Source organism: Pseudomonas sp. IT-232MI5, assembly GCF_949767845.1.
In the GTDB taxonomy this organism is placed as follows: Bacteria; Pseudomonadota; Gammaproteobacteria; order Pseudomonadales; family Pseudomonadaceae; genus Aquipseudomonas.
Map to the genome: position 1 here is coordinate 397057 of NZ_CATKQE010000022.1, position 22712 is coordinate 419768.

A 22712-nucleotide genomic window follows, 5' to 3' on the forward strand; every position below is an offset into this window, starting at 1 on the left:
GGTTCACCACTCGCGGTAGGCGATGCCGTTGAGGCCCTTGCCCCGGGCGTGGGAGTAGACGTCGAACACGTCCTCGCCATCGCGCGGGTTCTGAGCCGAACTGTTGTAGGCGCGCACGCCCCAACCCCCTTCGTCATCACGTTTGGCCGGCACCAGCGGATCGCGTGGGATGCGGCGTAAAAAGTAGAACTTGGCGCCCTTGGCGCTGCGCACATCGCGCACGCCTTCGACCAGCACTGTCAGGTTCGGCGGGTAGCCGCTGCTGTTCAGCGACTTCTCGATGTAGCCGGCATCGAACGCGCGTTTATAGGCGTCGATGCCATCGCGAATCTGGTACAGCGCGTTGCGTAATTCCTGCTCCTTGCCACGCCGCACCAAAGTCTCGGTCAGCGGCGCGGCCATGCTCGCCAACAGGCCGATCAGGGCCAGCGTCACCACGACTTCGATCAGGCTGAAACCGCGTTGGCAGGCGTTCATGATCAAGGCTTCTCGACGGTGACACGGGTGGTGGCCACGGCCGACTCACCGACGGTACGCGGCTGCGCGGCAGGCGACGGCATCACGTAACTCTGCGAACGATCCGGTGCCTGGATGTGCATGCTGGTTTCGGTACCAGTGGAGAACTCCATGTCCGACGGGCTCTGGTACGGCAGGTTGCGCACGATCCGTGGGGTGATCGACAGCACCAGTTCCGATTTGCCGACGGTGTCCTTGTTGCTGCCGAACAGCCGGCCAATCCCTGGGATATCGCCGAGGCCCGGAATCTTGTTGCCGGTGGCGCCGTGATCATTGCGCATCAGGCCGGCGAGGATCTGCGTTTCGCCGTCGTGCAGGCGCAGTGAGGTTTGTGCGTTGCGGGTGTCGACCTGCACCGGGATCGTGCCCTGACGGGTCGGCTCCAGCGGCGTGGCGTTACTCACTTCGAGAGCAATCTTGATCGCCACTTCGTTGTTCAGGTGCACGGTCGGCTGCACTTCGAGTTTCAGACCGACGTCCAGATAAGTGACGCTCTCAGTGATCACCGGGCCTTGCGTCGACGGCACCGAAGTCGCGCTGATGATCGGCACGCGCTGACCGATGTGGATCCGCGCCTGCTCACGGTTGCTCACACGAATCACCGGGCTGGCGAGGGTGTTGATGTCATTGTCCTGGGCGTTGATCTTGGCTTGCGGCGACGGCGAGATCGAAATCCGGCTGGAATTGATGCCTTTCAGTTGATCAAGCAGAGTCACCGCCGAACCGTCGCTGTTGACCACGCCGAAGGTGTTCGGCCATTGCAGACCTAGGTCGAGAATGCGCTGGGTGGCGACTTCCATCACTTCCACCTCCAGCACCACTTCCGGGTTGGACTGATCTTGCGACTGCAGCAGTTTCTCGGCCATGCGCACGGCGTCTTCGGTGTCGCGCATGGTCAGGGTGTTGAGGCGCTCATCAACGAACACGTCGCGGGTCTTGAGCATGGTTTTGACCATGTTCAGCGCGGTGTTGGCGTCGATGCTGGTCAGGTAGAACGTGCGCATCACCAGTTCCTGGTAATCCTTCACTTTCTGTGGCGAGTCCGGGTAGATGAGCAAGGTGTTTTCGTTCACCACTTTCTGGTGCAACTGGTTCTGTTGCAGCAGCAGGGTCACGGCGTCTTCGATGCGCACGTCACGCACGAAGATCGTCGCTTTCATGTCCGGGCGCAGGTCTTTGTCGAAGATGAAGTTCAGTCCGGCGACCTGCGACAGCACTTCGAAAATGGTCTTCAGGTTGGCGTCGCGAAATTCCAGAGTCACCGGCCGATCAAGCTTGGTGCGCAGTTGCGGATAAGCAATCACGTTGCGGCTCTGCACCAGACGAATGTTGCCTTGCAGCGCCAGCGCGCCTTCGTTGTTGGGGTCGAGTTCGAGGATCTGTTTGACCTGCCGATCAGCGCCGTAGATGTCACCGCGACGCAGGTCGCCACGGGCCAGTTCGAGTTTTTCGTCCATGCTGCGCAGGTAGTCCATCTGCTTCAGGGCATCCTGAGCGCGGCGGTTGTTCGGCTCGATGGTCAGCGCGCGGTTGTAGGCCACCCGCGCCGAGGCGAAATCGCGGCGCGAACGGTCGGTGTCGCCGGTCGTCAGCAACGCCGTGATGGCCTTGGCCCGACCGCTGTTGAGCAGCAAGTGCAGCTCGGTGTCCCGTGGGTTTTCGCGCAGACCTTCCTCGACACGGGCCAGCCCCGCTTCGTACTGACCCTGTTCAATCAGGTCGGCGGCTTCCTTGTTGGCCACTTGTGCAGAACTGCACGCGGCCAGCCCGGCACACAGGCCCAGGCTCATCAGCAAACGGGAACGGTTCATTGCGTACTCCCCACAGACAGGGTCTGCGACAAATGCAAGGGCAGGTAGACCAGACTCAGTTCCAGATCGGAAATGCCGGTGATCTTCCAGGTGTCGTCGATCACATCCCCATTGCGCACGACGTAGATCTTTTCGCCGTTCTGCAAAAACACTTGCAGGTCGCTGCGGTCATGCAGCCTGCCGACGAACTGAAACGGCACCGGTGGCAGGCTCGGGGCTTGCACCACTGTTGCTGGATTGATGGCAATTTCGGTGACCGTGGCCAGAGTCGGCGCGGCCTTCCAGGATTTGGCGGCAAACAGGTCGCCGGCCGGGCTCAAATCCTTGATCGGGGCGTCTTTGGCCTTGGCGGTGCTGGCCGGCAGCGCGCCACGGGTTTTCCCCGGCGTAGCGACGGCCACTTCGTTGGAATCGGCGTCTTCGCTTGGCGAGAAATATTCCGGCAACCACGCCAGCGCGGCCGCTACGCCGAAGAATGCCAACCAACCTGTCACGCGCTTGGTATTCATCACGACCTCGACAGGTAAAGGGTCATACGGATCCGGCCGTTGAGGTCGGTGTCGCCAATCTTTTTGCGTTGCAACTCGAGGTCTTCCACCACCACCGCCGGCAATTGGCCGAGCAAGGCATGCAGAAAGCGGCGCAGTTGCGGGTAGCTACCGCGCACTGGCAGGAGAATCTGATAGCGCGCCAGATGGGTTTTCGGGTCGACGCCGAGGGCATATTCACCGCGCGCCAGGGTGATGTGCTCCTGGGCTGCAAGGGCGTAGATGCGATCGATGGCGACGGTGGCTTGCGGCTGCGCCGGCAGTTTGTTGCGGAAGTCGTCGAGCTGACGCTGTGGCACCACCGGTGGCGCGATGCTGCCGTCTTCAACCTTGGCCAAGTACGCGGTGGCTTCCTGAGTCTGCAGGCTCAGGTGCTGCAATGATTGCCAACCCGGCAGCAAACCACCGAGTGCCCAAGCCACGGCGATCAGCAGCAGCGCCAGCCCGGCGAGGCCCGGAACACCGAGACCTTGCAGGTATTCGTGGACGATCAGTCTAGGGATTCGCATCGCCAATCTCCCAAGTCGCCGACAGGTTGAATTGCACCGGTTGTTCCGGCGATTTGACGACGATTTCGTGGCTGAGCAGCGACACGTCCGACAGCTCGTCGCTGGCTTCCAGACGTTTGTGGAAGTCGAGCATCGCTTGCAGATCTCGCGCTTCGGCGCTGATGCGTACCTGACCTTTACGGGCATCCGGGGTCAGGCTCAGCAGTGCGACGTCATCGCGCGGCATCGCTTCGAGCATGGCGAACAGGCGTTCCCACGGCCGGCGCAGTTGCTGCGAGACCTTGCGCATTTCGGCGAGGTTTGCCGCTTGCTCGCGGGTTTCCGCCGGGCTCAGGGTGGACTTTGCGCCGCTGTCGCCGGTGAGCTGACGCTGGGTGGTTTGCAGGTGGCCTTGTTGCTGTTCGGTGTGCGCGCCGAGGTGCTGTTGCACGCCGAAGCACAGCAGCGCCAGCAGCACACCGCCACCGAGCAAACTCCAACCCAATGGGCCGGAACGTGGCCGTGGCTGAAAATCGAGGTTAAGGGCGCGCATGTCAGGCCACCGCCCGGGACATGACGTACAAGCCGTCACGCACGGTCATCGAGTCGTCTTCAAGGGTGCGCAGTTGCACGCCCGCCACGTCCGGATGCGCATCGAGGCGCGCCGGTGCATGCAGATAAACGTTGAAGGCGCGTTCGCTGGTCGAGGCTTGCAGCTGCCGTTCGCGACCGATCAGGGCATTCAACGCCGCGTCGCTGTCGCTGCCGCCCACCGAACGCACGCCAGCCCAGCGCCCTTCCCTCGCCAGCAACAACACACTGCGTTGCGGCTCGGCGACGACAAAGAGGAAGTCGCCGGCATCGAGGCTTTTGTCGAAGCGATTGAACGCCGCCATCAGGTACGGCTGCACCGAGCGCAAACGCAAACCACGACCACTGACCAGCGTGCGCAGGCGTTCGAGCAAGTCCTGCGGCAAGGCGCTGGCGATGCGGTCGTAACCGGCAGGCTCAGCAGACAACACCAGACTCCACGGCTGAGTCGGCGCGCCAAACAAGTCTTCGAAACACAGTTGGGCAAAGCCGCGCAGCTCTTCAGGACTGCTGATTTGCGCGCTCCACGGCACCAGGCAGAAGCGGCTGAAATGGCCGGAGATGACCACGTTCAATTCGGCACCCGCGCGGGCGTGTTCACCGAGCAGGCGATCGAGGGTGTCCAGCGCCACCGCGTAGCTCTGGAAGCCTTCGTCGATGTAGCCGACGCTGCCCAGCCACAGGGTGTCGCTACCGCGCCGCTGACCGAGGCCAACACCGCTGGCGCCGAGCACGGCGACAAAACGCTCACGAGATAAATGTGACACGATTGATCTCCTCCAGCGTGGTGCGACCTTGTTCCACCAACTCCAGCGCCGATTCGCGCAGCAGGCGCAAACCACGGGCACAGGCCAGGGCTTTGATTTGTTTGATCGGTTGGCGCTCGACGATCATCTGGCGCAGTTCGTCATCGAGGTGCAGCAGCTCGGCAATCGCCGTGCGCCCGCGATAGCCGCTGCCCCGGCAGTGGCCGCAGCCTTTGCCGTGGACGAAGTGGTAGTGATCGACTTTCTGCGGATCGAGGCCCGAGGCGCGCAGCTCTTCATCACTCGGATTGACCGGTGCGCTGCAACTGCTGCACACCAGCCGAATCAGGCGCTGGGCGAGAATCGCATTGAGCGCCGAGACCAGGCTGTACGGGTCGATTTCCATTTGGGTGAAGCGGCCGATCACGTCGAAAACGTTGTTGGCGTGGATGGTGGTGAACACCAGGTGGCCAGTGAGCGCCGATTGCACGGCGATCTGCGCGGTGTCCGGGTCACGGATTTCGCCGACCATGATCTTGTCCGGGTCGTGGCGCAGGATCGAGCGCAAACCCCGGGCGAAGGTCAGGCCTTTTTTCTCGTTGACCGGGATCTGCAGCACCCCCGGCAGTTGATATTCGACCGGGTCTTCGATGGTGATGATCTTGTCCACGCCGTGGTTGATCTCGGTGATCATCGCGTACAGCGTGGTGGTCTTGCCGCTGCCGGTCGGGCCGGTCACAAGGACCATCCCGTAGGGTTCGGCGGCGAGCCGGCGCAACTGACGCAGGGTTTCGTCTTCAAAGCCCAGCGCCTGCAATTGCACGCCGCAGACCTTGTCAGCCAGATCCTGTTTGTCGAGGACACGCAGCACCGCGTCTTCGCCAAAAATGCTCGGCATGATCGACACACGGAAGTCAATCTGACGGCCACTGATGCCGATCTTGAAACGACCGTCCTGCGGCACGCGTTTTTCGCCGATGTCCAGTTCAGCCATGACCTTGACCCGCGAAATCACCTGCTCGGCGAACTCGTTGCCCTGGACTTTGCTGATGTTGTTGAGCACGCCGTCGATGCGGTACTTGATCACCAGACCGTGGCCGGTGGTGCCGAGGTGGATGTCGCTGGCATGCATTTTCAGCGCGTCGTAGAGGGTCGAGTTGACCAGTTTCACCACGCTGCTGGCATCTTCGCTGATGCTGGTCAGCGACAGGCTTTGCAGGGTGTCGATTTCGTGGTGGGTATCGCCTTGGGCGTTCAGCGATTCGACGGCGTGGAAGCTTTCTTCGTGACGGGCCAGATAGGCCTTGAGGTCATCGGCGTGCACCAGATGCAGCGGCGCTCCGTGCAGGCAGTCATCGATCCAGGCCAGCCGCGCCGGGTCGAAGGGGTCGGCAAATACGCCGATGACTTCGTCGTTGTGGCGCAGCAGGATGAATTCACGTTTCAGGCATTGTGCGAGGGTGACGCGGTCGAACACCGGCGTCGCCGCAAACAGGCTGTCGGTGTCGAGCACCGGGTAATGCAGGGTGGCGCCGAGGGTGTGAATGAACGGCATCGGCGCCAGTTCACAGAGTACGCCAAGGGCTTCAAGCACGCGTTCGCCGGAGGTGGCGGCCCGCGCCCGGGCCTGGGCAAGCTGTTCACTGGAAAAGCGTTCCGGCGCGCTCGGCGCCAGCAGAGGTTCGACGACAACGGACAGACGTTCCATGGCTTGCTCTCCAACCGGGGCTCAGTGCCCTGTCGGCGCGGCAAACCTTGACGGCAAGTGCCGGAACGTCTGATCGCGCCATTACTCCCCGGTGAGCATTTGATCGTCGTCCGGCGCCATGGATTGCGACTGCCGTCGCCGATCCGCCAACACCCAACTGCCATCGTACAACTGCAACGGGAAGCTCTCGGTCCTGCTCTGGCGTCGTTCGACGAAGCCCTCGGAAGGGCTCGCACCGGGTTTCGCTTCGCGCTTGATGCCCAGAAGGTCGCAGACAGCTCGGGCCAGTTCCGCCAATGGAAACGGTTTGAACAGGATGTGGCTGACTTGCAGTTGCCGCGCCCGCTCACAGACTTCAGCGGTGGGGTGACCTGTTATCAGCACAAAATTACACGTCCTGTTCTGGCGGACCGCGTCGAGCACCTCAAAGCCTTCCATATCGGGCAAGCGGTAATCGAACACCAGCACGTCGGGGGCAAACGTTTCGGCCAAACCGATACCCGTCGCTCCGTCATGTGCAATCCGGACGTCCAGCCCCTGCGCCGACAGATAATCCTGAAGGTTCTGTGCAAGCAGCTGTTCGTCTTCGACAACCAGTACTTTGTTAACCAAGGTCGACTCCTTGAAACAGCAGGTCCGATGCCCCCGCCCTGAGAGTGCGCCTTACCAGGGGTAACGCACACTTCATGCCAGGCTGAGCGCCGGTAATTTTATCTCTTCATGTCCTTGAATTTAATGACAATGCCCGCTCGTCCCGGTACCCCGTTCCCCAGAAACGGGGAAGCACCTGAATGGGCATCGAAGCCATTCCCCACTATTGGGGGGGAACCTTCAGTCGTCGTCAATTCGTTCGATCCTGTTCTGCACCCGTAATTGCGCGAGCACCTGACGACGAGCCTGGGTCTGTTGCTGTCGGGCGAGCTCTGCCCTGACTGTATCCAGCCCCTGCAAATCTGGGACATCGGCGGCCTCCAGGTGGTTCGGCAAATAAATCACATGCCAGCCGAACGGTGAGCGCACCGGTTGGCTGGCAAACGTCGCGGCCTCGGCAATCGGCGCGCGCATCTGCATCAAGCGTAGACGCGCTGCGGCCACTGTGGCTGCATCCGCTTGCGCGGGCACGCGGATCAGCAGGTGGCGGGGTTGCAAGGTATTGGCGCGGATCAGCTCGGCAAACATCTGCTGCGCCGCCATTTCCCGGCGGGTGTACTCGGTGAAGGACGCTTCGTCGAAACCGGCGTCCTGCAAGCGCCGGACGAATTTATCCGTGCCGCCGATGGCACTGCGGGTCTGCTCGACTTGCTGAAGCACCACTTGATCGTCGATCTGCACCCCGCGCTTTTGCGCTTCCTGCCACAGCAGCTCTTTGTCGATCAGCGCTTGCAGTGCTGCCTGGCGCAGCTGTTTATAGGCTTTGGGATTACGAATGCTCGCCACGGCGCGACCCTGATCTTCCAGGTATTCGGCGAAGAAGCGCTCAAAGCGAAACCCGGAAATCTCCTCGCCGTTGACTCGCGCCACGGCCGGCTCGTTATTGGCCCACGCCAGCGGCAGCCAGCAGGTCAGCAGCATTATCAGCGTTGTGAGCTTCATGATCGGGCCCTCCATTCAGGGGCTGGCAACAATCGGTTTATAGGGGGCGACCAGATAAAAGCGCTGATCCGGCAAGTCCACGGTGACCACATGGGCGCCGCTCAGACCCAGGCGTCGTCCGGGGCCGAAACTCAGGCGCGGGGTCAGGCCGGTGTCGAAGTCGTGCAGGCCTTCCAGCGCCGTCACCAGTTTTTCGCGGCTGGCGTCGCGGCCGGCCTGTTTCATGCCTTCGCTGAGCAGCAACATGGAGGCGTAGGCGCCGACTTGCAGCACCGCATGCTGGGCGCCGAGGCCCTGGCCTTCGCGCAGCAGCGTCAGGGCCATGCGCCCGGTCTGGGTCCAGTCGCTGGGCACGAACGGATAGGCGAGAAACACCCGCCGAGTAAAGCCGTCGGGGACTTGCAGCAGATCGCCGGCCACCTGGCTGGAGGCGGCGAACAGATACGGCACCTGCCCGGCGCTTTGCAGCCGCGTCGCCAAACGACTGAAACCGCCGCCAGTACCCAGATAAAACACCGAGCGCGAACCCAGCGGTAGCGCATCCGCCGTCGGGTCGTAGGCTTGCAGTTGGACTTTTTGCCAGCCGTGATCCTGTAAATACTGGCCGAGGTTTTGCGCAGCCAGCGTTTGTGCAGGATCATCGGGATAGGCAATCAGCGTCGGCCCTTGCAGCACGCGCAAACTCGCCGTGGCGTAGTCGGCCAGCGCGATCAGTTGCTCGCGCAGGCCGGGCAACGGTTCGAAAATCTGCGGACTGGCCTGCATCGATCCGAGCAATGACAAGGCGCCAATCAGCGGTACGCCAGACTGCTCCAGTCGACTTGCCAGTTCGCTGTCGAGGGCCGGCGCCAGCGGCGCGATCAGGGCGAACACCTGCTCCTGCTCGATCAAACGCTGCAACGCCTGCTCGGCACTGGCGCGGTCCGGGCCGGGATCGATCACCGTCAAGCGCAACTGCCGGCCGTGTATGCCACCGGCCTGATTGATCCGCTCGACACTGCCGTTGAGCACCGCTGCCACTGTCGCGCCCTCCTCGGCCAAAGGGCCTTGGCTGGGCAGCAAGGTGCCCAGGTGCAAAGTCTCGGCATCGAGGCCGGGGTCGCGTTCATCGGCGAGGCGTTTGAGATAGGCGGTGAGGTTGCGCTGATCCTTCATCGACAACAGAAAGCGCGGCATGCTCGGGTCGAGGCGATTGTGGCCGGGGTCGCGGCCCTGCTCGATGACGGTCGCCAGACTGCTCTCGGTGTAGGCCGGATAGCTGCGCCCATTGACCTGTTGCTGGCCATACGTGCTGGTCAGTCGCGCCCAGTTCAGCGGCGGCGGACGCACCCCGCCTTCCGGTCGACCGAGGCCATCGGCGCCATGGCAATTGGCGCACGGCAGGCTGGTTGCCGGCAGCAACACATCTGCCGCACCGACCCGCGCCATGATCGCCTCGCCACTGGCCGACAGACCCAGGCGGTACAGGCGCTTGCCCGCCGCCTCTTCCGGGCTCAGCGGCGCAGCGCTCGCGCCAAGGCTGACGCCAGCGAGCAGGATCAGGGCGAGGACGCGGCTCAGGTTCATGGCGCGGACTCAACGGCCAGCCACGGGCATTGTCAGCAACTGCAAGCGCTGGGCAATGGCGGCGGCCGGGGCGTCGGGACGGATCTTGCTCCAGCGTTTATTGGCGACATCGCCGACGATCAACTGCGTGGAATGCTGCTCGGGCGTCGGCACGATCTGGCCGATGCGGCTCAATACCAGGTCCATCTGCGCTTTGTCGCCAGTAAGAAAAAGCCAATGAGGGTCATCGGAACCCTGCTTCAAGGTGTAAGCCTTGAGCACCGCTGGCGTGTCGCGCAGCGGGTCACTGGTAAGGGAAATAAAGGTGATGTCCTGCGCCTTGTCACCGAGCAGCTCGCGGACTTCCTTGAGCTTTTGGGTGATCAGCGGACAGGCGTCGTTGCAACTGGTGAAGATCACGTTGAGCAGCACTATGCGGTTTTGCAGCGCGTCGCTGTAGAAGCGCAGGGTCTCGCCGTTCTGATCCTGCAACGGCGTGTCGGTGAACCAGGTTTTCGCGTCGTGGGTGCCTTTGGCCGGCGCGGCAGCCACAGCGACTGGCGGCTCGGAGACATGGCCTTCGTGAGCGAACGCGACGTTACCGAGAATCCAGAAGCACACGGTCAGGGAGATCCAGTCGAGCAGTCTCATGGCTGTTGCTCCATGGCGATGGCGGTGTGTTTGGCGTGGGTGCGCAGGCCGCTGAGTTTTTCCACTTCCTTGGCCAGCAGCGCCGGATCAGTGAAGCCGTAGTAGCGCATCCAGTGGCGGCTGTCGCCGTCGCCGACGAGGATCAGCGGTTGATGACTCTTCAGGTCGCCGCTAAAACTGCCGAGGCCCTTGAGGGTTTCATTGATCGACTGCGGCGAACCGGTCAACCAGCTCCAGCCCGGCCCGCGCTGGAAGGTGCGGGCATAATCCTGCAGGCGTTTCGGGTCGTCGCGCTGTGGGTCGATGCTGATCGACACCAGTTGCACTTCCTCGCCGACGCGCGCACCGAGCTGCTTCTGCACCTTGCCCATGATCGACGAGACCACCGGGCACACCGTGGTGCAACTGGTGTAGATAAAGCTCATAACGACGATTTTGCCCTGCACCAGGTCTTGTTCGAGGCGCACGGTTTTACCGTTCTGATCGAGCAGCGGCACATTGGCGAATTTCACTTGGGCATGCTCTTGGGTGTTGCTGGCCGGGGCTTTGTGCCCGGCGTGTTCGTCGGCCGAATGAGCGTGGACTTGTTGAATGCCAAAGCTCAACAGGCACAGGGTCAGCAGGCCACTGGATGCAAATCGGTTCATGTCGAAACTCCTCTTCAACGGGCCTGGCCGGGGGTGACCCGAACACTGGCAAAGGTCTTGTCATCGAAACCGGCGCCCAGCGAGGCCGCACGCACATGCAGGTACCAGGCGCCGCTGCGGTCGAGGGTGATTGGCGCCTCGTACACGCCGTCGGCGACTTCCAGCGCCGCCACTTCACGCGGGTGCGAAGTGGGCGCGAGGTAGTAGCGCAGTTGCACGTCTTTCACGCCGCTGCGCTGGCTTTTGTCTTTGCCTTGCACGATGCGGAAACGCACGACGTACGGGTCGTTGAGTGCCACGGCAGTCTTGTCGAGGAGGAACTCGACTTTCGGCTGGCCGAGGTGTTTTTGCGGTTTGCCGTCAGGCTCAATCTGCGCAGTGAAGCAGTGAATGATGTTCGGTTGGTTGAGCAGGAACGCCACGTCGAAACGCCCCGCTGCCGGCAGCTTCACCCGCGCGCTGTAGAGGCCCGGCGAGACTTCGCGCAGGCTGCGGTCGATGACCATGGCGGCGCGGGCGATCTGGCCACGGTTGGGGTAACCGGACATCGGCGCGTTCATGCCTTCGGCGTAGAAATAGGTGGTGTTGTCGACCGGATTGACCACGAACACCGCGTTGTCGTCACGCGACACCGCCAGGCTTGAGGCCAGCGGCAAATCCCCGGCCAGGCGCGGCGCTTGCGGGCCGGCCTCGAAACCCTGGCTGATCGGCTGGCGACCTTCGCCGAGGGAAGACAGGTTGATCATGGTGACTTTCGGCGAAGCGAGTCCGCGGATGTAGGCGTAGGCCTGGGTGAACACCACTTGGTAGGGTTCGGCGCTGACGTCGAGGTCGTGGATCGCGCTGTTGGTGGAGGCGTCGATAACCGTGGCGCGGTTTTCCAAGGTGTTGAGCACAATACCGAAGCGGCCGTCGGCGCTGAAGCCCATCGGGCCGAGGCCTTGTTGCAGTTTGATCACCCGGCGGATGGCGTGGCTGCTGGCGTCGATCACGGTGACGGTGCCGTCTTTACCATCGGCCACGTAGACCGCGCCGGACAGCGCCGAATAGGCGACTGACAGCGGATGCGAGCCGGTTTTGATCTGCTGGACGATGTTCAGGCTGGCGATGTCGATCACGCTGACGGTGCCGTCGTCGCGGTTGCTGACGAAAGCAAAACGGCTGTCCTTGCTGAAACTGATTTCGTGGTGGCCGCGCCCGGTCTGCAAGTGTTTGAGAGGTTTGAGGCTTTGGCTGTCGATCACCGTCACGCCGGAGTCTTCGGCTTTGCTGGCGTTGTTGCCGACCCAGAGCAGGCGTTCATCCGGTTGCAGTGCCACGCGCACCGGTTGGCTGCCGGCGGCGATCGAGTCGAGGACTTTGAATTGCTCGCTGTCGATGACGGCCACTTCGCCCGCCGTTGGCATCGAGACGAACACACGTTTGTTGTCTTTGGGCGTGACCCAATCCATCGGTGGTTGCTTGAGTTCGATGCGCGCCAGGGTGCTGGTGATGCCGCCCACTGACACCGACGGATCGACCACGGCGATGCTGGCGTCGCGGTTCATCACCAGCAGGAAATAGCTGTTGAGGTCGAGCAACGGCCGCGCGCCGATGTTGGATTTGAGGAACACCCCGACCCGGGCTTTGCAGCTCTGGTCGCGGCCCTGGGCTTGATCGGCGGCGAGGGTCTGCGGATCGACCCAGGCGCCCGGCGCCACCCCGGACAACGGCTGGCCGGAAGCGCTGTCGGTGACGCGGAACTGCACATCGGCGAATTCGCCTTCGCGCAGCTTGCCGTCGGCGGCCAGCGGCTTGAGGTCGAAATCCACCGCCACGCCGTCACGGTTCAGCGTCTGCTCGCCAGCGGTTTGCGCCAGCGCAATCTCACTCAGCGTCAACAACGCCCCGGCCATGGCCAGGGTGCAAATACCGACGATGTTGATGATCCTGTTCATACCACCCTCCCCTGTAACATTCACTTCCAACCACTGCTGCCCTCACTGCCTACCCTCACCCCTCTGTAGGAGTGAGCCTGCTCGCGATGGCGTCATCCGCCTCACCATCCGAAACCGAGTTGTCCCGATCGCGAGCAGGCGAAGGCCTACATGGGATTTGCATTCATCCCGCCAACCTCACTGCCCACCGCAGACCCTGTGGGAGCTGGCTTGCCAGCGATGGCGTCCTTTCCGTCACATCAATGGCGCCTGTGCCGCCGTCATCGCTGGCAAGCCAGCTCCCACAGGTTTTGTATCCATCCCGTCAATCTCACTGGCCCCCCTGGCCCCTTGTGGGAGCTGGCTTGCCAGCGATGGCGTCCTTCCTGTCACATCAATTGCGCCTGTGCCGCCGTCATTGCTGGAGAGCCAGCTCCCACAGGTTTTGCATTCATGCCGCAATCTCATTGCCACACCTGGCCCTTTGTGGGAGCTGGCTTGCCAGCGATGGCGTCCTTCCTGTCACATCAATTGCGCCTGCGCCGCCGTCATCGCTGGCAAGCCAGCTCCCACAGGTTTTTTATCCAGCCCGTCAAACTCACTGGCACCCCAGCTCCCACAAGGATTTGCATCCACAGGCATGTTGTCGTTGCACCTGCTTCTACTGCCCCTGCGGCGCCGGTTCCGGTTCGTTGGTCACCCGCAGCAATCCCCATAACCCGGAGGTGTTGCCGTAGGCGCCGTAGTCGCGGAACAGGTAGTCCCCCGGGATCGCATTGCTACCGCCGGCGCTGGGGATCATGAAGCTGAAGTGCGCGGCCGGCAGGATGCTTTCGTGGGCGCCGATGTACATCGACATCGGGTTGTAGCCGAAGCGCACCGAGCCCACGCCCGGCGAGCCCATCGGATAACCACCGACATCGCTCTTCTCGGCCTGGAACGGATTCACCGACCAGACATGCCCGTCGAGCTGGAACGTGGTGCCGCGACTGCCACCGCTCGGCATCAAAATATGCGTGCGCAACGGTTGCCCCGGTTTGGCATACAGCACCGGCGTCTGTGGATCGCCACCGACCAGCGCATTGCTGTAAGCCATGTGCGCATTGGTCATGTCGCCGTAACCCGCGCCGTCGGCATGCCCGAACGGTGCATCCGGAGCGAGGCCGAAGCGATACCACAGCGGTTCGGTCTTGTAGTTGATCGCCATGCTCGAGTTGTCCTGCGGATCGGTCGGCACGCCGAAGCCTTCGGCGGCAATCCCTTCCACCGGCCGGCCATTGGCCCAACGGGTGTTCAGCGCCTTGTGCCAGACCATCGCGAAGTCGCGGTAGCTGGTTTGCCCTGGCGCCGTCACCGTGGCGTTGACCTTGCGTGCATCGTCAACCCAGGTCGCGCCGATCGGCAGAATGCTCATCGCACCACCGAGGCCTTTTTGCGGCTGCTTGATCACGTCCGCCGGGGTGATGTTCAAACCGCCGAACTCCACCGCGGTGGCGTTAATGTTGTCGACGCTGCGGCCCAGTTGCGTCACCGGTTTACCTTCACGCTCCAGATGCCCGGCGTAGTACTGATAGGTACGGGTCGGGTACGCGCCGCTGCTGCCGACACGCGGTGGCACGGTTTGGATCGGGTTGGCGCCGACGTTGGCACCGTCGGATTTAGTGATGTCATACGCCAGCAATTGCGCGTGCAGGCCGACGTGGCTGGACGGCCGCATCAGGTTGTTGCTGAAGGTGGTCGAGCCCAGACCGCTGTTGCGATCACGCTTGACCATGCCTTGCATCACAGCGGTTTGCGTCAGGTCAGGCATCACGCTCGGCAGACGGTTTTCCAGGGTGATGTTGATGCAGTCCCCCGCCGCTGCACGCAGCACCAGCGGCTCGACCGGAATGCCGGGTTTCAGCTTGCCACTCACCGGATCGAGATCGGATTTACGCACATAGAGGATCGCGGTCGGGTCATGCAGCGGCCCGCTCTGTCCGCCAATGGTGATGGTTTCGCCATCCTCCGGATCGGTCACGGTGACTTGTGGAATGCTCACCGTGCGCGAGTTCAGCACCAGGGTGCCGCCCGCCGGGTTCAGCGGCCCGCCGACATGTTGACCAAGCCCTTCGGGATCACCGATGGTCAGGCCCAGCGTATTGCCGAGGATGTCGTTGGCCAGCGCCGCGACCACTTCATAGTTGCGCTGCACAGTGGGCCGGGTGCCAATGCCGTTAGGGTTGGCGCCATAGCGCGGGCAACTGCCCTCGAACGCCACGGTGTTGCGCATGCCCGCCGGGCTCGGGTTGTTCGGGATGGCGAACAGGTCGGCGCGTTTGGCGGTGTAGTTGCGCATCACGCCCCAGATACCGCTCCAGTAGCCTTCGATCGAAGCGTCCATCGAGTACAGATAATCGCCCGTGGTCGCCGCCGAACTGGACAGCATCGACACCGGCGCAATAAAGCCCATCTGCTCGGAGATGCCGATCATCTGCGACGCACGCCAGCCAGAGTTGGAGCTGTTGCCGAAACCGGAACCGCTCTGCAGCCATTTCACACCGTGCAGGGTGACGTTGTGCTCTTCTTCATGGCCGCCGGCATGCACCCGCAGCCGCACGTTGTCGCCAGTGTAAGTGCGCAGCATCGGCGTGAACGGATCACCCGGTTCGGCGCCGCCCTTGTTGATGTGCGGCGGGAACAGCGTGGTGCCGCCGGTAGGGCCGGTCGCCGAGGTGAGCAGATTCGGCGCCAGGTTCATCGCCGGGATCGCCCGGTCGGTACGGCTTTGCATGGCGAACGACAGATCGCCGCCGAGGCCGTCGGCCTGCATACCGCGCTTGCCGTCGGGGCCGACCTTGTTCGGGTCGTACACGCGCAGGGCCAGCGGTTCGTTGCGATAGTTGACGACGAACATGCCCGGATCATCCACCGAAATCGCCTGCGGACATGGCCGGCTCGGGCAGCCCGGTACCTGACCGCCCTGCACTTCCAGTACACCTTCAAGCAAGTTGCTGGCGTTGTTGCGCACTGGCGGGTTGATTGCGTAGCGGAAGCTGTCGGCGGTGGCCGGGAACGCTTGCGCATTCGGCACACCGTTAGGGCCGGCACCGACGTAGACGCCGGCTTCATAGGCGTGCTGGAAGTCGCTGTATTCGAGGAAGAACTCGCGGAAGCTGTCGTTCTTGCCATCGCCGTCGAGGTCGCCGGTGTTGATCACCGCTTGCCACGACGTCGGTCCGCCGTCCTGGCGCGCGCCGCTGTACAGAGGCTCGCCGGTTTCGGCGTGGAACCAGGTGGAACCGGCCGGTTCCGCCAGCACAGTCGCGTACAGACCGATTTGTTGGTGCGTCGATGGGCCTAAGTGGTCGTGGGTGAAGATGGTGCCGAGGCCGCGATCGACGCCTTTGGCGTTGACCACCGGATCGACGAACCAGCGCTGCATCGCCGTGCGCGCACCCAGCCAGTCGGCGCGGCCGTACTGGCCGAAGAACGGATGGTTCTTGGCTTTCGGGCAGGCTTGAGTGCCGTCACGCGGATCAGTACCGGCGCACTGGTTGAACTCGCGGATCGCGTGAATGCGTTCCTGCACGGCGCCGGGCGAGAGCACGCCGTCCTCATAGTTCCAGCCGTTGGACGAGCCGTCCGCCGAGGTCAGATCCCACTTCGGCAGGTGAATGTGCTGGCCGATCACATCGGTCGGCGTGCGCACCTGATAGTCGTCCATCTCGTAGGTGGCCGGCACCAGGTTGGTTTGCTGGTATTGCACGCAATCGAAGGTGTTCATGCGCATCACCAGCGGTTCTGGCGGACGCTGCTTGGTGATCACCGGCCAGGCGTCTTCCCACAGCGCCAGAATGCGCGCCTGCGGAAAGTGATAACCGACCTTGTTGTACACCGCGTCGAACTGGATGTTGGCGGCTTTGTAGATCCGTGGGCGGTCGGCGGTGAAGCTCGAGGCGCCGACGAAGGACATGCCGTCGATGCGTTCACCGCTGGCGAATTCACCACTACCGGCGCTGGCGGTCAGGCGTTTTTGCCGGTCATCCATGCACGGTTCGTAGTACGGCGCGCCGGCCATCGGCAAGGCACCGTTGGTGCGGAACGCCTTGGCCACCACTTGATTGCCGGGCAGCAAGGCGTAGCTTGGGTGATCTTTTTTCGCGTGGAAGGCCATCGCGGCCTGTTCGACTTCAGTGCCTTCTTCCGGCAGGTAAATAGGTTTGGCGCGAGTGACTTCCTTGGAGAAATCCAGCGAAGTGGTCACGGTGTGCGCTTCGCCACCCGCCGCAACGCCATCCAGTGCGTGCCGTTGCAAGCCGCCATCCCAGCCGCCGGACTGCGCCGGGTCGAGGTTGGCCCACAGCGCTTTGCCGCTGGCCTTGAGCGATTGCGCGGTGGCCGCGTCGAGCATGTCCAGTGGCGGAGTTGGTGGCCGTTGGCCGACCGAACTTTCCATGCCGCCGATCCAGAACGGATAGCCAGGGTTTTTCAGGCTGCCGTCGGCATTGCGGTTGGCTTCGCTGCGATCGACCAGCGCCAGCGAGCCGATGGCTTGACCGCCGGCGTTGCCGCCATGGTGCTCGCCGTCGTCATCGCCCTCTTCTTCGTCATCGTCGTCATCATTGCCGGCGACCAGGGTTTCGCCGATTTTCGGCACCACCACGACTTTGCCCGGCATCGGTGCCATGGCTTTGCCGGGCAGCGGCACGATGGCCGGAATCGGCGTACCGGCGACGATTTCACCATCGGGCAAGGCCCGTGCACCCGCCGCCGGTTTGCCGCTGCGCAAGGCAAACGGTTCGCTGTGATAGCCGTCGGCGCCCTGTTGCGAAACATCCAGGCGGGTGCCCTCTTCGAAGACATCGTGCACCCGCCACATGGCCCACATGCCTTGGGCAAAGTGCGGATAGAAATGGCAGTGATAGATCGCATCGCCGGCCACGCGGTTGCGGTTGCCCGAACCACCGTTGGCGATTTCATAGGTGTAACCGGCGCCTGGACCGATGCCTTGGGCGTCGACGTAATCGGAGTTGTCGTCGTTGGGGTTGAACAGCCACTGATGGCCGTGCAGGTGGAAGATGTGCTGCTCGTGGCCATTGTGGGTGTTGCGGAATTTGACGAAGTCACCGATGTAGCTGTGGTTGACGTTCGACGGCTCCGACGGATACAGGGCCATGGTCGCTTTCACGCCGATCTGATCGGCGCGCGGTGTCTGGCCCGGGGCGATGTTCTCAAGCCCGGTGTTGGCCGGCACATCCACCAGCATCGCCACATCGCCGACGGTGTGCGAGCTGAGGAAGAATTCTTCATAGGCACACGACAGGCAGTCGTGCATCGGCCCCACGCCCAAACGGTTGGCGACCACTTCGGCGCCCATGCCGCCGGAGCCGTAGTTGATCATGAACGAGTCGCGGGTCGGCTCCAGCACATGGGCCATCACCGGGTCGGCCCAGTACGCTGGGAACGCTTGGGTGGCGGCGGTTTCATCCTGAAATTGCGAAGCGAAATCGCGGAACGCTTCGAGGCGGTTGGGAATTGCCGGGTTACGTTTTCCCACCGACTCCAACGGGTAGGTGCTGGACGGGAAGCTGCCGTCGGCGTTACTGCCCATGACAATCGCGTCGCTTTCGCTGGAAATGATTTCATTGCCATCGACCATGCCGATGATCGGCGTGCCAGCCTTGCCTTCACGCAACCACGGTTCGCGCTGCGGGTAGCGCGCCTGGTAGTCGACGATGGGTTGACCGGTGGGTGCGCGGCCCGTAGTGGCCAGGCGCATTTCTTCTTCGGTGAGGGTATTGCGATAGGTGCGACCGCCCTTGGGCAGGACGACGACCTGGCCGAACAGTCCGTTGGCAACGTTGCCGGCCGCGCCCTCGCCGCCAAACGTTGCGCCACGGCTGCTCACGGCAAACGCGCCTTCACGTTCGGCGAACAAGGTGTAGGAGCGGCTCGCGCCGGGTGGCACCAGAGTGTTGGCGTTGCGCCCGGTGAACGAAGAAATGTCATCGATGCTGTTTACCGCTTGCAGGCCGTTGACTTGAAAGCCGACGTGACGGTCGGCGACCTGCTCGTCGACTTTGAAGTCTTCGGCGCCGTTGGCGTTTTCCACGCCCTCCTCTTCGCCCTCGTTTTCAAAGTGCTTGTTCGGGTTGGCCTGATAGTCGAGCAGGTTCTGCAAATTGATCGTCAGGCAATCGCCGGCGGCCACGCGCAACACCAATGGCCGTGGACGCTTGTCCGGGCGCAACGAGACTTTGCCCGGCACTGCGGCGCCGCCGTAAGCCAGCGACTGCTCATGTTCATCAACGACATCGCGGCGCAGGGCGAACATCATGCCGTTGATGTTCTGCGCGCCGAGGCGGTTGAACATCAGCGGTTGATCGAAGGCGACGACGTTAGCCACCAGGTTGCGCTCGCAACGTACGGCCGCGCCGGCCAGCTCGACGCTGAGCATCGAGGCCAGAATCAGCAGCCAGTTAATCAGGGACGGAGCGTGAGGAAAGCCAGCCATGATCAGGAACCTCGTAGTGGGTGTTCGTGGGAACACTTCTCGACAAATGCCTCGGAGCAATCCGCGTGCCACAAAAAATTGCATTAGTGTTCAATCAGTTACCGCGACCACTTGAGAATCCGGGGAATATTCCCCACCCCTTTTCCCCACTTTTCGGGTGTATCCGGTTTGCCCCGAAAGTGGGGAAACCGGGTTGGGGTCACAACGGCGCATCCATCGCCAGGCCTTGCAGACGCCGGTACTGACGCAACACGTTCGGCACGTAGCGCTGGGTTTCGGCGAACGGCGGAATCACCCGGCCACGGCTGAGCACCGCGTCGGGCCCGGCGTTGTAAGCCGCCACGGCAAGGGCGATGTCGTTGTCGAACAGGGTCATCAGGCGCTTGAGGTATTTGGCCCCGCCCTGGATGTTGGCCTTGGGGTCGTAGACGTCGGTCACACCCAGCTCGCGCGCGGTGTCGGGCATCAACTGCATCAGCCCGCCGGCACCTTTGGGGGACGTGGCGCCGGGGTTGTAATGCGACTCGGCGTTGATTACTGCATGCAACAGCGCTTCGGGTAATTGATTGACCTTGGCTGCCGCCGAGACCAGTTCCGCGTAGGGCTGGTTGGCGATCATTTGCGGCTGTTGATCGAGACTTGCCACAGGCATTTCAGCCTCGTGGATCACCCGCTCGTAGGTACGTCCGGGCCGGTGAACGTTGGACAGTACATAGCTGCCCTTGGCGTCCACCGAGATGAATACATCGGCCTGCGCGGCGCCGCTGAGCAGCACACAACCGAGCAATCCGCTGGCAAGGAATTTCATGTCGGGCCTCCCCGGATCGACCCCGATAAATTGGGGGAAATGCCCCAATGGCCGATCACGTTTGAGCCATACGCAAGCACTGTGCCGACTCTTGAGAGGCCCGTATTTCAAGGGTTTCAGCGTACAAGCGGGTTTTCAGTGGGGCCTGAGCATGGCAATTGCATAAGCCCTTCAGGCGACACGGCTGCCACTCACGGGAGGTCATCATGAAGCTGCAATTTCGTCCGCGTGGCCAACGCGGTTTTACCCTGCTCGAATTGCTCGTGGTGCTGGTGGTGCTCGGCCTGTTGGCCGGGATCGTCGCGCCGAAATACTTCGCCCAACTCGGTCGCTCCGAAGTGAAGGTGGCCAAGGCACAGATCGAAGGACTGAGCAAAGCGCTGGATATCTATCGACTGGAAGTCGGTCACTACCCGTCCACCGAACAGGGCTTGCAAGCCTTGGTCACCGCACCGAGTGACGAGGCGAAATGGACCGGGCCGTACTTGCAGAAAAAGCTGCCGCAGGATCCGTGGGGGCGTAATTACGCCTACCGCTATCCCGGCGAAAACAGTGAGTACGACCTGCTGTCGATGGGCAAGGACGGCCAGCCCGGTGGCGAAGGTGAAAACGCTGAAGTGACCAACTGGCAGTAAGCGGAGCGCGGCCCATGCGATTTCATTTGAAAGCGGTCGGCAAGGCTGGGGTGGTGTCCTTGAGCGTCGAAGCACCCGGCGACAGCGAAGCACGGCGGATCGCCGAGGATCAAGGTTTGCGGGTGCTCAGCTCGCATGCCTACAAGCATTGGCGCTCGCTGAAACTGCGCCAACGCGAGACCTTCAACCTGGTGTTATTCAGCCAGGAACTGACCACGCTGCTCAATGCCGGCCTACCGCTGATCGATGCGCTGGAAAGCCTCGCCGAAAAAGAAACCGCCCCCGCGGCCCGGAAAACCTTGAGTGAGCTGGTGCGCCTGCTCTACGAGGGTAAATCCTTCTCGCAGGCGTTGGGCCAGTTGTCGGCGGTGTTCCCGCCGCTGTACGTGGCGTTGGTACAGTCCAGCGAGAAGACCGGCGCGGTCGGCGATGCGCTGGGGCGCTACGTCAGTTATCGCCAGCGCATGGACGAGGTGCGGCAGAAGATCATCAGCGCCTCGATCTACCCGATGCTGTTGCTGATCGTCGGCGGTGGCGTGGTGCTGTTCCTGATGGGTTATGTGGTGCCGCGCTTCAGTCTGGTGTTTGAAGGGCTGGGCAATAACCTGCCATGGCTATCGCAGGTGTTGATGAGCAGCGGGATGTTTCTGCATGCGCATCAGGCTGAATTTTTCGGTGCATTGGCAGCGCTGGTCATCGCCCTTGCCGTGCTGCAAAAGCAACCGGCGTTTCGCCGTGGGCTGGATCGACTGGTGGAAAAACTGCCGGCCGTGCATCAACGGATTTTCATGTATGAGCTGGCGCGGTTTTACCGCTCATTGGGGATTCTGCTGCAAGGCGGGATTCCGCTGGTGACCGCCATGGCCATGGTGCGCGGTTTGCTCACCGTCGCTTCGCGGACGCGGCTGGATCAGGCCTGCGAGCGGGTGCGCGAGGGACAGTCGCTGTCTACCGCGCTGGAGCTCAATCACCTGGTCACGCCGGTCTCGCTACGACTGCTGCGGGCCGGTGAACAGTCCGGCAACCTCGGGCAAATGATGGAACGCAGCGCCGATTTCTACGACGAGGAAATCAGTCGCTGGCTGGAGTGGTTCGTGAAGTTGTTCGAACCGCTGCTGATGACCTTCATCGGCCTGCTCATCGGGGTCATCGTGATCCTGATGTACATCCCGATTTTCGAACTGGCTTCGAGTATTCACTGACTCCGGGAACGGGTCCGATCCCTGCAAAAACGCACTTTTACGTTCCCAACAAAACCACAAAGACGGAGAACGATATGCACGTTAAAAAGCTCGTGCTCGCAATGGCCATCGGCGCAGTTCTGTCGGCGTCTACGGTCCTCATTCCGGACAGTTTGTCCGGGGTGTCCAGTGCTCAGGCCAAGGATGGTGGGAGTGGTGGTGGAGGCAGTGGGGGTGGTAGCGGAGGGGGCGGCGGCGGAAGTGGAGGCGGAAGTGGAGGCGGAGGCGGAGGAAGTGGCGGGGGCGGCGGCGGTCACGGTGGCAGCGGTGGCAGTGGTGGAAATGGTGGGGGCAGTGGTGGAAATGGTGGGGGCGGAGGCAGTCACGGCGGGGGCGGCAACAGTGGTAGTGGCGGTGGCAACAGTGGCCACAGCGGCAGCGATCACGGCTCGGGGCACTCGGGCGACAGCGGCTCATCCGGTCGCAGCGGCGCCCATGCTGAAGCAGGAGATGACCATGGCGTCCACCGCGCTGGTGAAGTCGGTGATGACCACGGGGTCCACCGCGCGGGCGAAGTCGGTGATGATCGTGGCGTGCATGCTGCAGGCGAAGTCGGCGATGATCGTGGCGTACATGTCGGCGGCGAGCCGGGCGATGACAAGCGCGCCAACTGATCCATCCTGAAAACACCACACCCCCTGTGGGAGCTGGCTTGCCAGCGATGAGGCCGGGTCAGGCAAAATTGTATTGCCTGACACACCGCCATCGCTGGCAAGCCAGCTCCCACAGGGTTTTGTGGCGTTTACATATTCCGCAGACAACCATAATCCCA

At 62.5% G+C, this 22712-nt stretch carries 18 protein-coding genes; 3 read left to right on the forward strand and 15 right to left on the reverse strand.

Annotated elements, in window-relative coordinates; genetic code table 11:
* Positions 1 to 3: 3 nt before the first annotated feature.
* From ACM6JQ_RS15190 to ACM6JQ_RS15260, 15 genes are all read right to left on the reverse strand, one after another.
* Positions 4 to 477, reverse strand: coding sequence for a type II secretion system protein (locus ACM6JQ_RS15190; RefSeq protein ID WP_095111638.1), 474 nt, complete (start codon positions 475 to 477; stop codon positions 4 to 6).
* Positions 478 to 479: 2 nt separating this feature from the next.
* Positions 480 to 2327 carry a secretin N-terminal domain-containing protein gene (locus tag ACM6JQ_RS15195; RefSeq protein WP_007919391.1) on the reverse strand — a complete coding sequence of 616 codons (1848 nt, stop codon included), beginning with the start codon at positions 2325 to 2327 and terminating at the stop codon, positions 480 to 482.
* Positions 2324 to 2836, reverse strand: a complete 513-nt coding sequence (locus ACM6JQ_RS15200) for a hypothetical protein (RefSeq protein ID WP_095111639.1) — start codon at positions 2834 to 2836, stop codon at positions 2324 to 2326. The genes ACM6JQ_RS15195 and ACM6JQ_RS15200 overlap by 4 nt, the downstream gene beginning before the upstream one ends.
* Positions 2836 to 3384 (reverse strand): GspMb/PilO family protein, encoded by a 549-nt coding sequence (locus tag ACM6JQ_RS15205; protein WP_095111640.1) that lies wholly within the window; start codon positions 3382 to 3384, stop codon positions 2836 to 2838. The genes ACM6JQ_RS15200 and ACM6JQ_RS15205 overlap by 1 nt, the downstream gene beginning before the upstream one ends.
* Positions 3371 to 3916, reverse strand: a complete 546-nt coding sequence (locus ACM6JQ_RS15210) for a PilN domain-containing protein (RefSeq protein WP_007919382.1) — start codon at positions 3914 to 3916, stop codon at positions 3371 to 3373. Before ACM6JQ_RS15210 ends, ACM6JQ_RS15205 begins: the two co-directional genes overlap by 14 nt.
* 1 nt (position 3917) lies before the next feature.
* Positions 3918 to 4721 (reverse strand): hypothetical protein, encoded by an 804-nt coding sequence (locus tag ACM6JQ_RS15215; protein ID WP_414894116.1) that lies wholly within the window; start codon positions 4719 to 4721, stop codon positions 3918 to 3920.
* The gene (locus ACM6JQ_RS15220; protein ID WP_414894117.1) at positions 4702 to 6408 is read right to left on the reverse strand and encodes a GspE/PulE family protein; all 1707 of its coding nucleotides are present in this window, start codon (positions 6406 to 6408) and stop codon (positions 4702 to 4704) included. Before ACM6JQ_RS15220 ends, ACM6JQ_RS15215 begins: the two co-directional genes overlap by 20 nt.
* A gap of 81 nt (positions 6409 to 6489) precedes the next feature.
* Positions 6490 to 7020 carry a response regulator gene (locus tag ACM6JQ_RS15225; protein WP_007919379.1) on the reverse strand — a complete coding sequence of 177 codons (531 nt, stop codon included), beginning with the start codon at positions 7018 to 7020 and terminating at the stop codon, positions 6490 to 6492.
* A gap of 219 nt (positions 7021 to 7239) precedes the next feature.
* Complete coding sequence (locus ACM6JQ_RS15230; RefSeq protein WP_007919377.1) at positions 7240 to 8001, reverse strand: SurA N-terminal domain-containing protein; 762 nt, start codon at positions 7999 to 8001, stop codon at positions 7240 to 7242.
* Positions 8002 to 8016: 15 nt separating this feature from the next.
* Entirely contained in the window at positions 8017 to 9567 is a 1551-nt protein-coding gene (locus tag ACM6JQ_RS15235) for an ABC transporter substrate-binding protein (protein ID WP_414894118.1), read from the reverse strand.
* Positions 9568 to 9576: 9 nt separating this feature from the next.
* A complete protein-coding gene (locus ACM6JQ_RS15240) occupies positions 9577 to 10197 on the reverse strand; it encodes an SCO family protein (protein ID WP_414894119.1) in 621 nt (206 codons plus the stop codon).
* Positions 10194 to 10844 (reverse strand): SCO family protein, encoded by a 651-nt coding sequence (locus ACM6JQ_RS15245; protein WP_095111645.1) that lies wholly within the window; start codon positions 10842 to 10844, stop codon positions 10194 to 10196. Before ACM6JQ_RS15245 ends, ACM6JQ_RS15240 begins: the two co-directional genes overlap by 4 nt.
* Positions 10845 to 10858: 14 nt before the next feature.
* Positions 10859 to 12781 carry a YncE family protein gene (locus ACM6JQ_RS15250; protein ID WP_414894120.1) on the reverse strand — a complete coding sequence of 641 codons (1923 nt, stop codon included), beginning with the start codon at positions 12779 to 12781 and terminating at the stop codon, positions 10859 to 10861.
* Positions 12782 to 13421: 640 nt separating this feature from the next.
* Entirely contained in the window at positions 13422 to 19256 is a 5835-nt protein-coding gene (gene mnxG / locus ACM6JQ_RS15255) for a manganese-oxidizing multicopper oxidase MnxG (protein WP_414894121.1), read from the reverse strand.
* Between the two features lie 199 nt (positions 19257 to 19455).
* Positions 19456 to 20064, reverse strand: coding sequence for a lytic transglycosylase domain-containing protein (locus tag ACM6JQ_RS15260; protein WP_053119059.1), 609 nt, complete (start codon positions 20062 to 20064; stop codon positions 19456 to 19458).
* Between the two features lie 206 nt (positions 20065 to 20270).
* Between ACM6JQ_RS15260 and gspG the strand changes: the two genes are divergently transcribed.
* From gspG to ACM6JQ_RS15275, 3 genes are all read left to right on the forward strand, one after another.
* Positions 20271 to 20699, forward strand: coding sequence for a type II secretion system major pseudopilin GspG (gene gspG, locus ACM6JQ_RS15265; protein WP_007913548.1), 429 nt, complete (start codon positions 20271 to 20273; stop codon positions 20697 to 20699).
* Positions 20700 to 20713: 14 nt separating this feature from the next.
* Positions 20714 to 21901, forward strand: coding sequence for a type II secretion system F family protein (locus ACM6JQ_RS15270; protein ID WP_414894122.1), 1188 nt, complete (start codon positions 20714 to 20716; stop codon positions 21899 to 21901).
* A gap of 74 nt (positions 21902 to 21975) precedes the next feature.
* Positions 21976 to 22554 (forward strand): hypothetical protein, encoded by a 579-nt coding sequence (locus ACM6JQ_RS15275; protein WP_414894123.1) that lies wholly within the window; start codon positions 21976 to 21978, stop codon positions 22552 to 22554.
* The last annotated feature ends 158 nt before the right edge of the window (positions 22555 to 22712 follow it).

Bases quoted from the DNA above. Each gene is read 5' to 3' on its own strand.
- ACM6JQ_RS15205 (WP_095111640.1), bottom strand. From the start codon at position 3,384: ATGCGAATCCCTAGACTGATCGTCCACGAATACCTGCAAGGTCTCGGT.
- ACM6JQ_RS15270 (WP_414894122.1), top strand. From the start codon at position 20,714: ATGCGATTTCATTTGAAAGCGGTCGGCAAGGCTGGGGTGGTGTCCTTG.
- ACM6JQ_RS15250 (WP_414894120.1), bottom strand. From the start codon at position 12,781: ATGAACAGGATCATCAACATCGTCGGTATTTGCACCCTGGCCATGGCC.
- ACM6JQ_RS15195 (WP_007919391.1), bottom strand. From the start codon at position 2,327: ATGAACCGTTCCCGTTTGCTGATGAGCCTGGGCCTGTGTGCCGGGCTG.
- ACM6JQ_RS15260 (WP_053119059.1), bottom strand. From the start codon at position 20,064: ATGAAATTCCTTGCCAGCGGATTGCTCGGTTGTGTGCTGCTCAGCGGC.
- gspG (WP_007913548.1), top strand. From the start codon at position 20,271: ATGAAGCTGCAATTTCGTCCGCGTGGCCAACGCGGTTTTACCCTGCTC.
- ACM6JQ_RS15245 (WP_095111645.1), bottom strand. From the start codon at position 10,844: ATGAACCGATTTGCATCCAGTGGCCTGCTGACCCTGTGCCTGTTGAGC.
- ACM6JQ_RS15235 (WP_414894118.1), bottom strand. From the start codon at position 9,567: ATGAACCTGAGCCGCGTCCTCGCCCTGATCCTGCTCGCTGGCGTCAGC.
- ACM6JQ_RS15210 (WP_007919382.1), bottom strand. From the start codon at position 3,916: ATGCGCGCCCTTAACCTCGATTTTCAGCCACGGCCACGTTCCGGCCCA.
- ACM6JQ_RS15190 (WP_095111638.1), bottom strand. From the start codon at position 477: ATGAACGCCTGCCAACGCGGTTTCAGCCTGATCGAAGTCGTGGTGACG.
- ACM6JQ_RS15275 (WP_414894123.1), top strand. From the start codon at position 21,976: ATGCACGTTAAAAAGCTCGTGCTCGCAATGGCCATCGGCGCAGTTCTG.
- ACM6JQ_RS15200 (WP_095111639.1), bottom strand. From the start codon at position 2,836: ATGAATACCAAGCGCGTGACAGGTTGGTTGGCATTCTTCGGCGTAGCG.
- mnxG (WP_414894121.1), bottom strand. From the start codon at position 19,256: ATGGCTGGCTTTCCTCACGCTCCGTCCCTGATTAACTGGCTGCTGATT.
- ACM6JQ_RS15220 (WP_414894117.1), bottom strand. From the start codon at position 6,408: ATGGAACGTCTGTCCGTTGTCGTCGAACCTCTGCTGGCGCCGAGCGCG.
- ACM6JQ_RS15240 (WP_414894119.1), bottom strand. From the start codon at position 10,197: ATGAGACTGCTCGACTGGATCTCCCTGACCGTGTGCTTCTGGATTCTC.
- ACM6JQ_RS15230 (WP_007919377.1), bottom strand. From the start codon at position 8,001: ATGAAGCTCACAACGCTGATAATGCTGCTGACCTGCTGGCTGCCGCTG.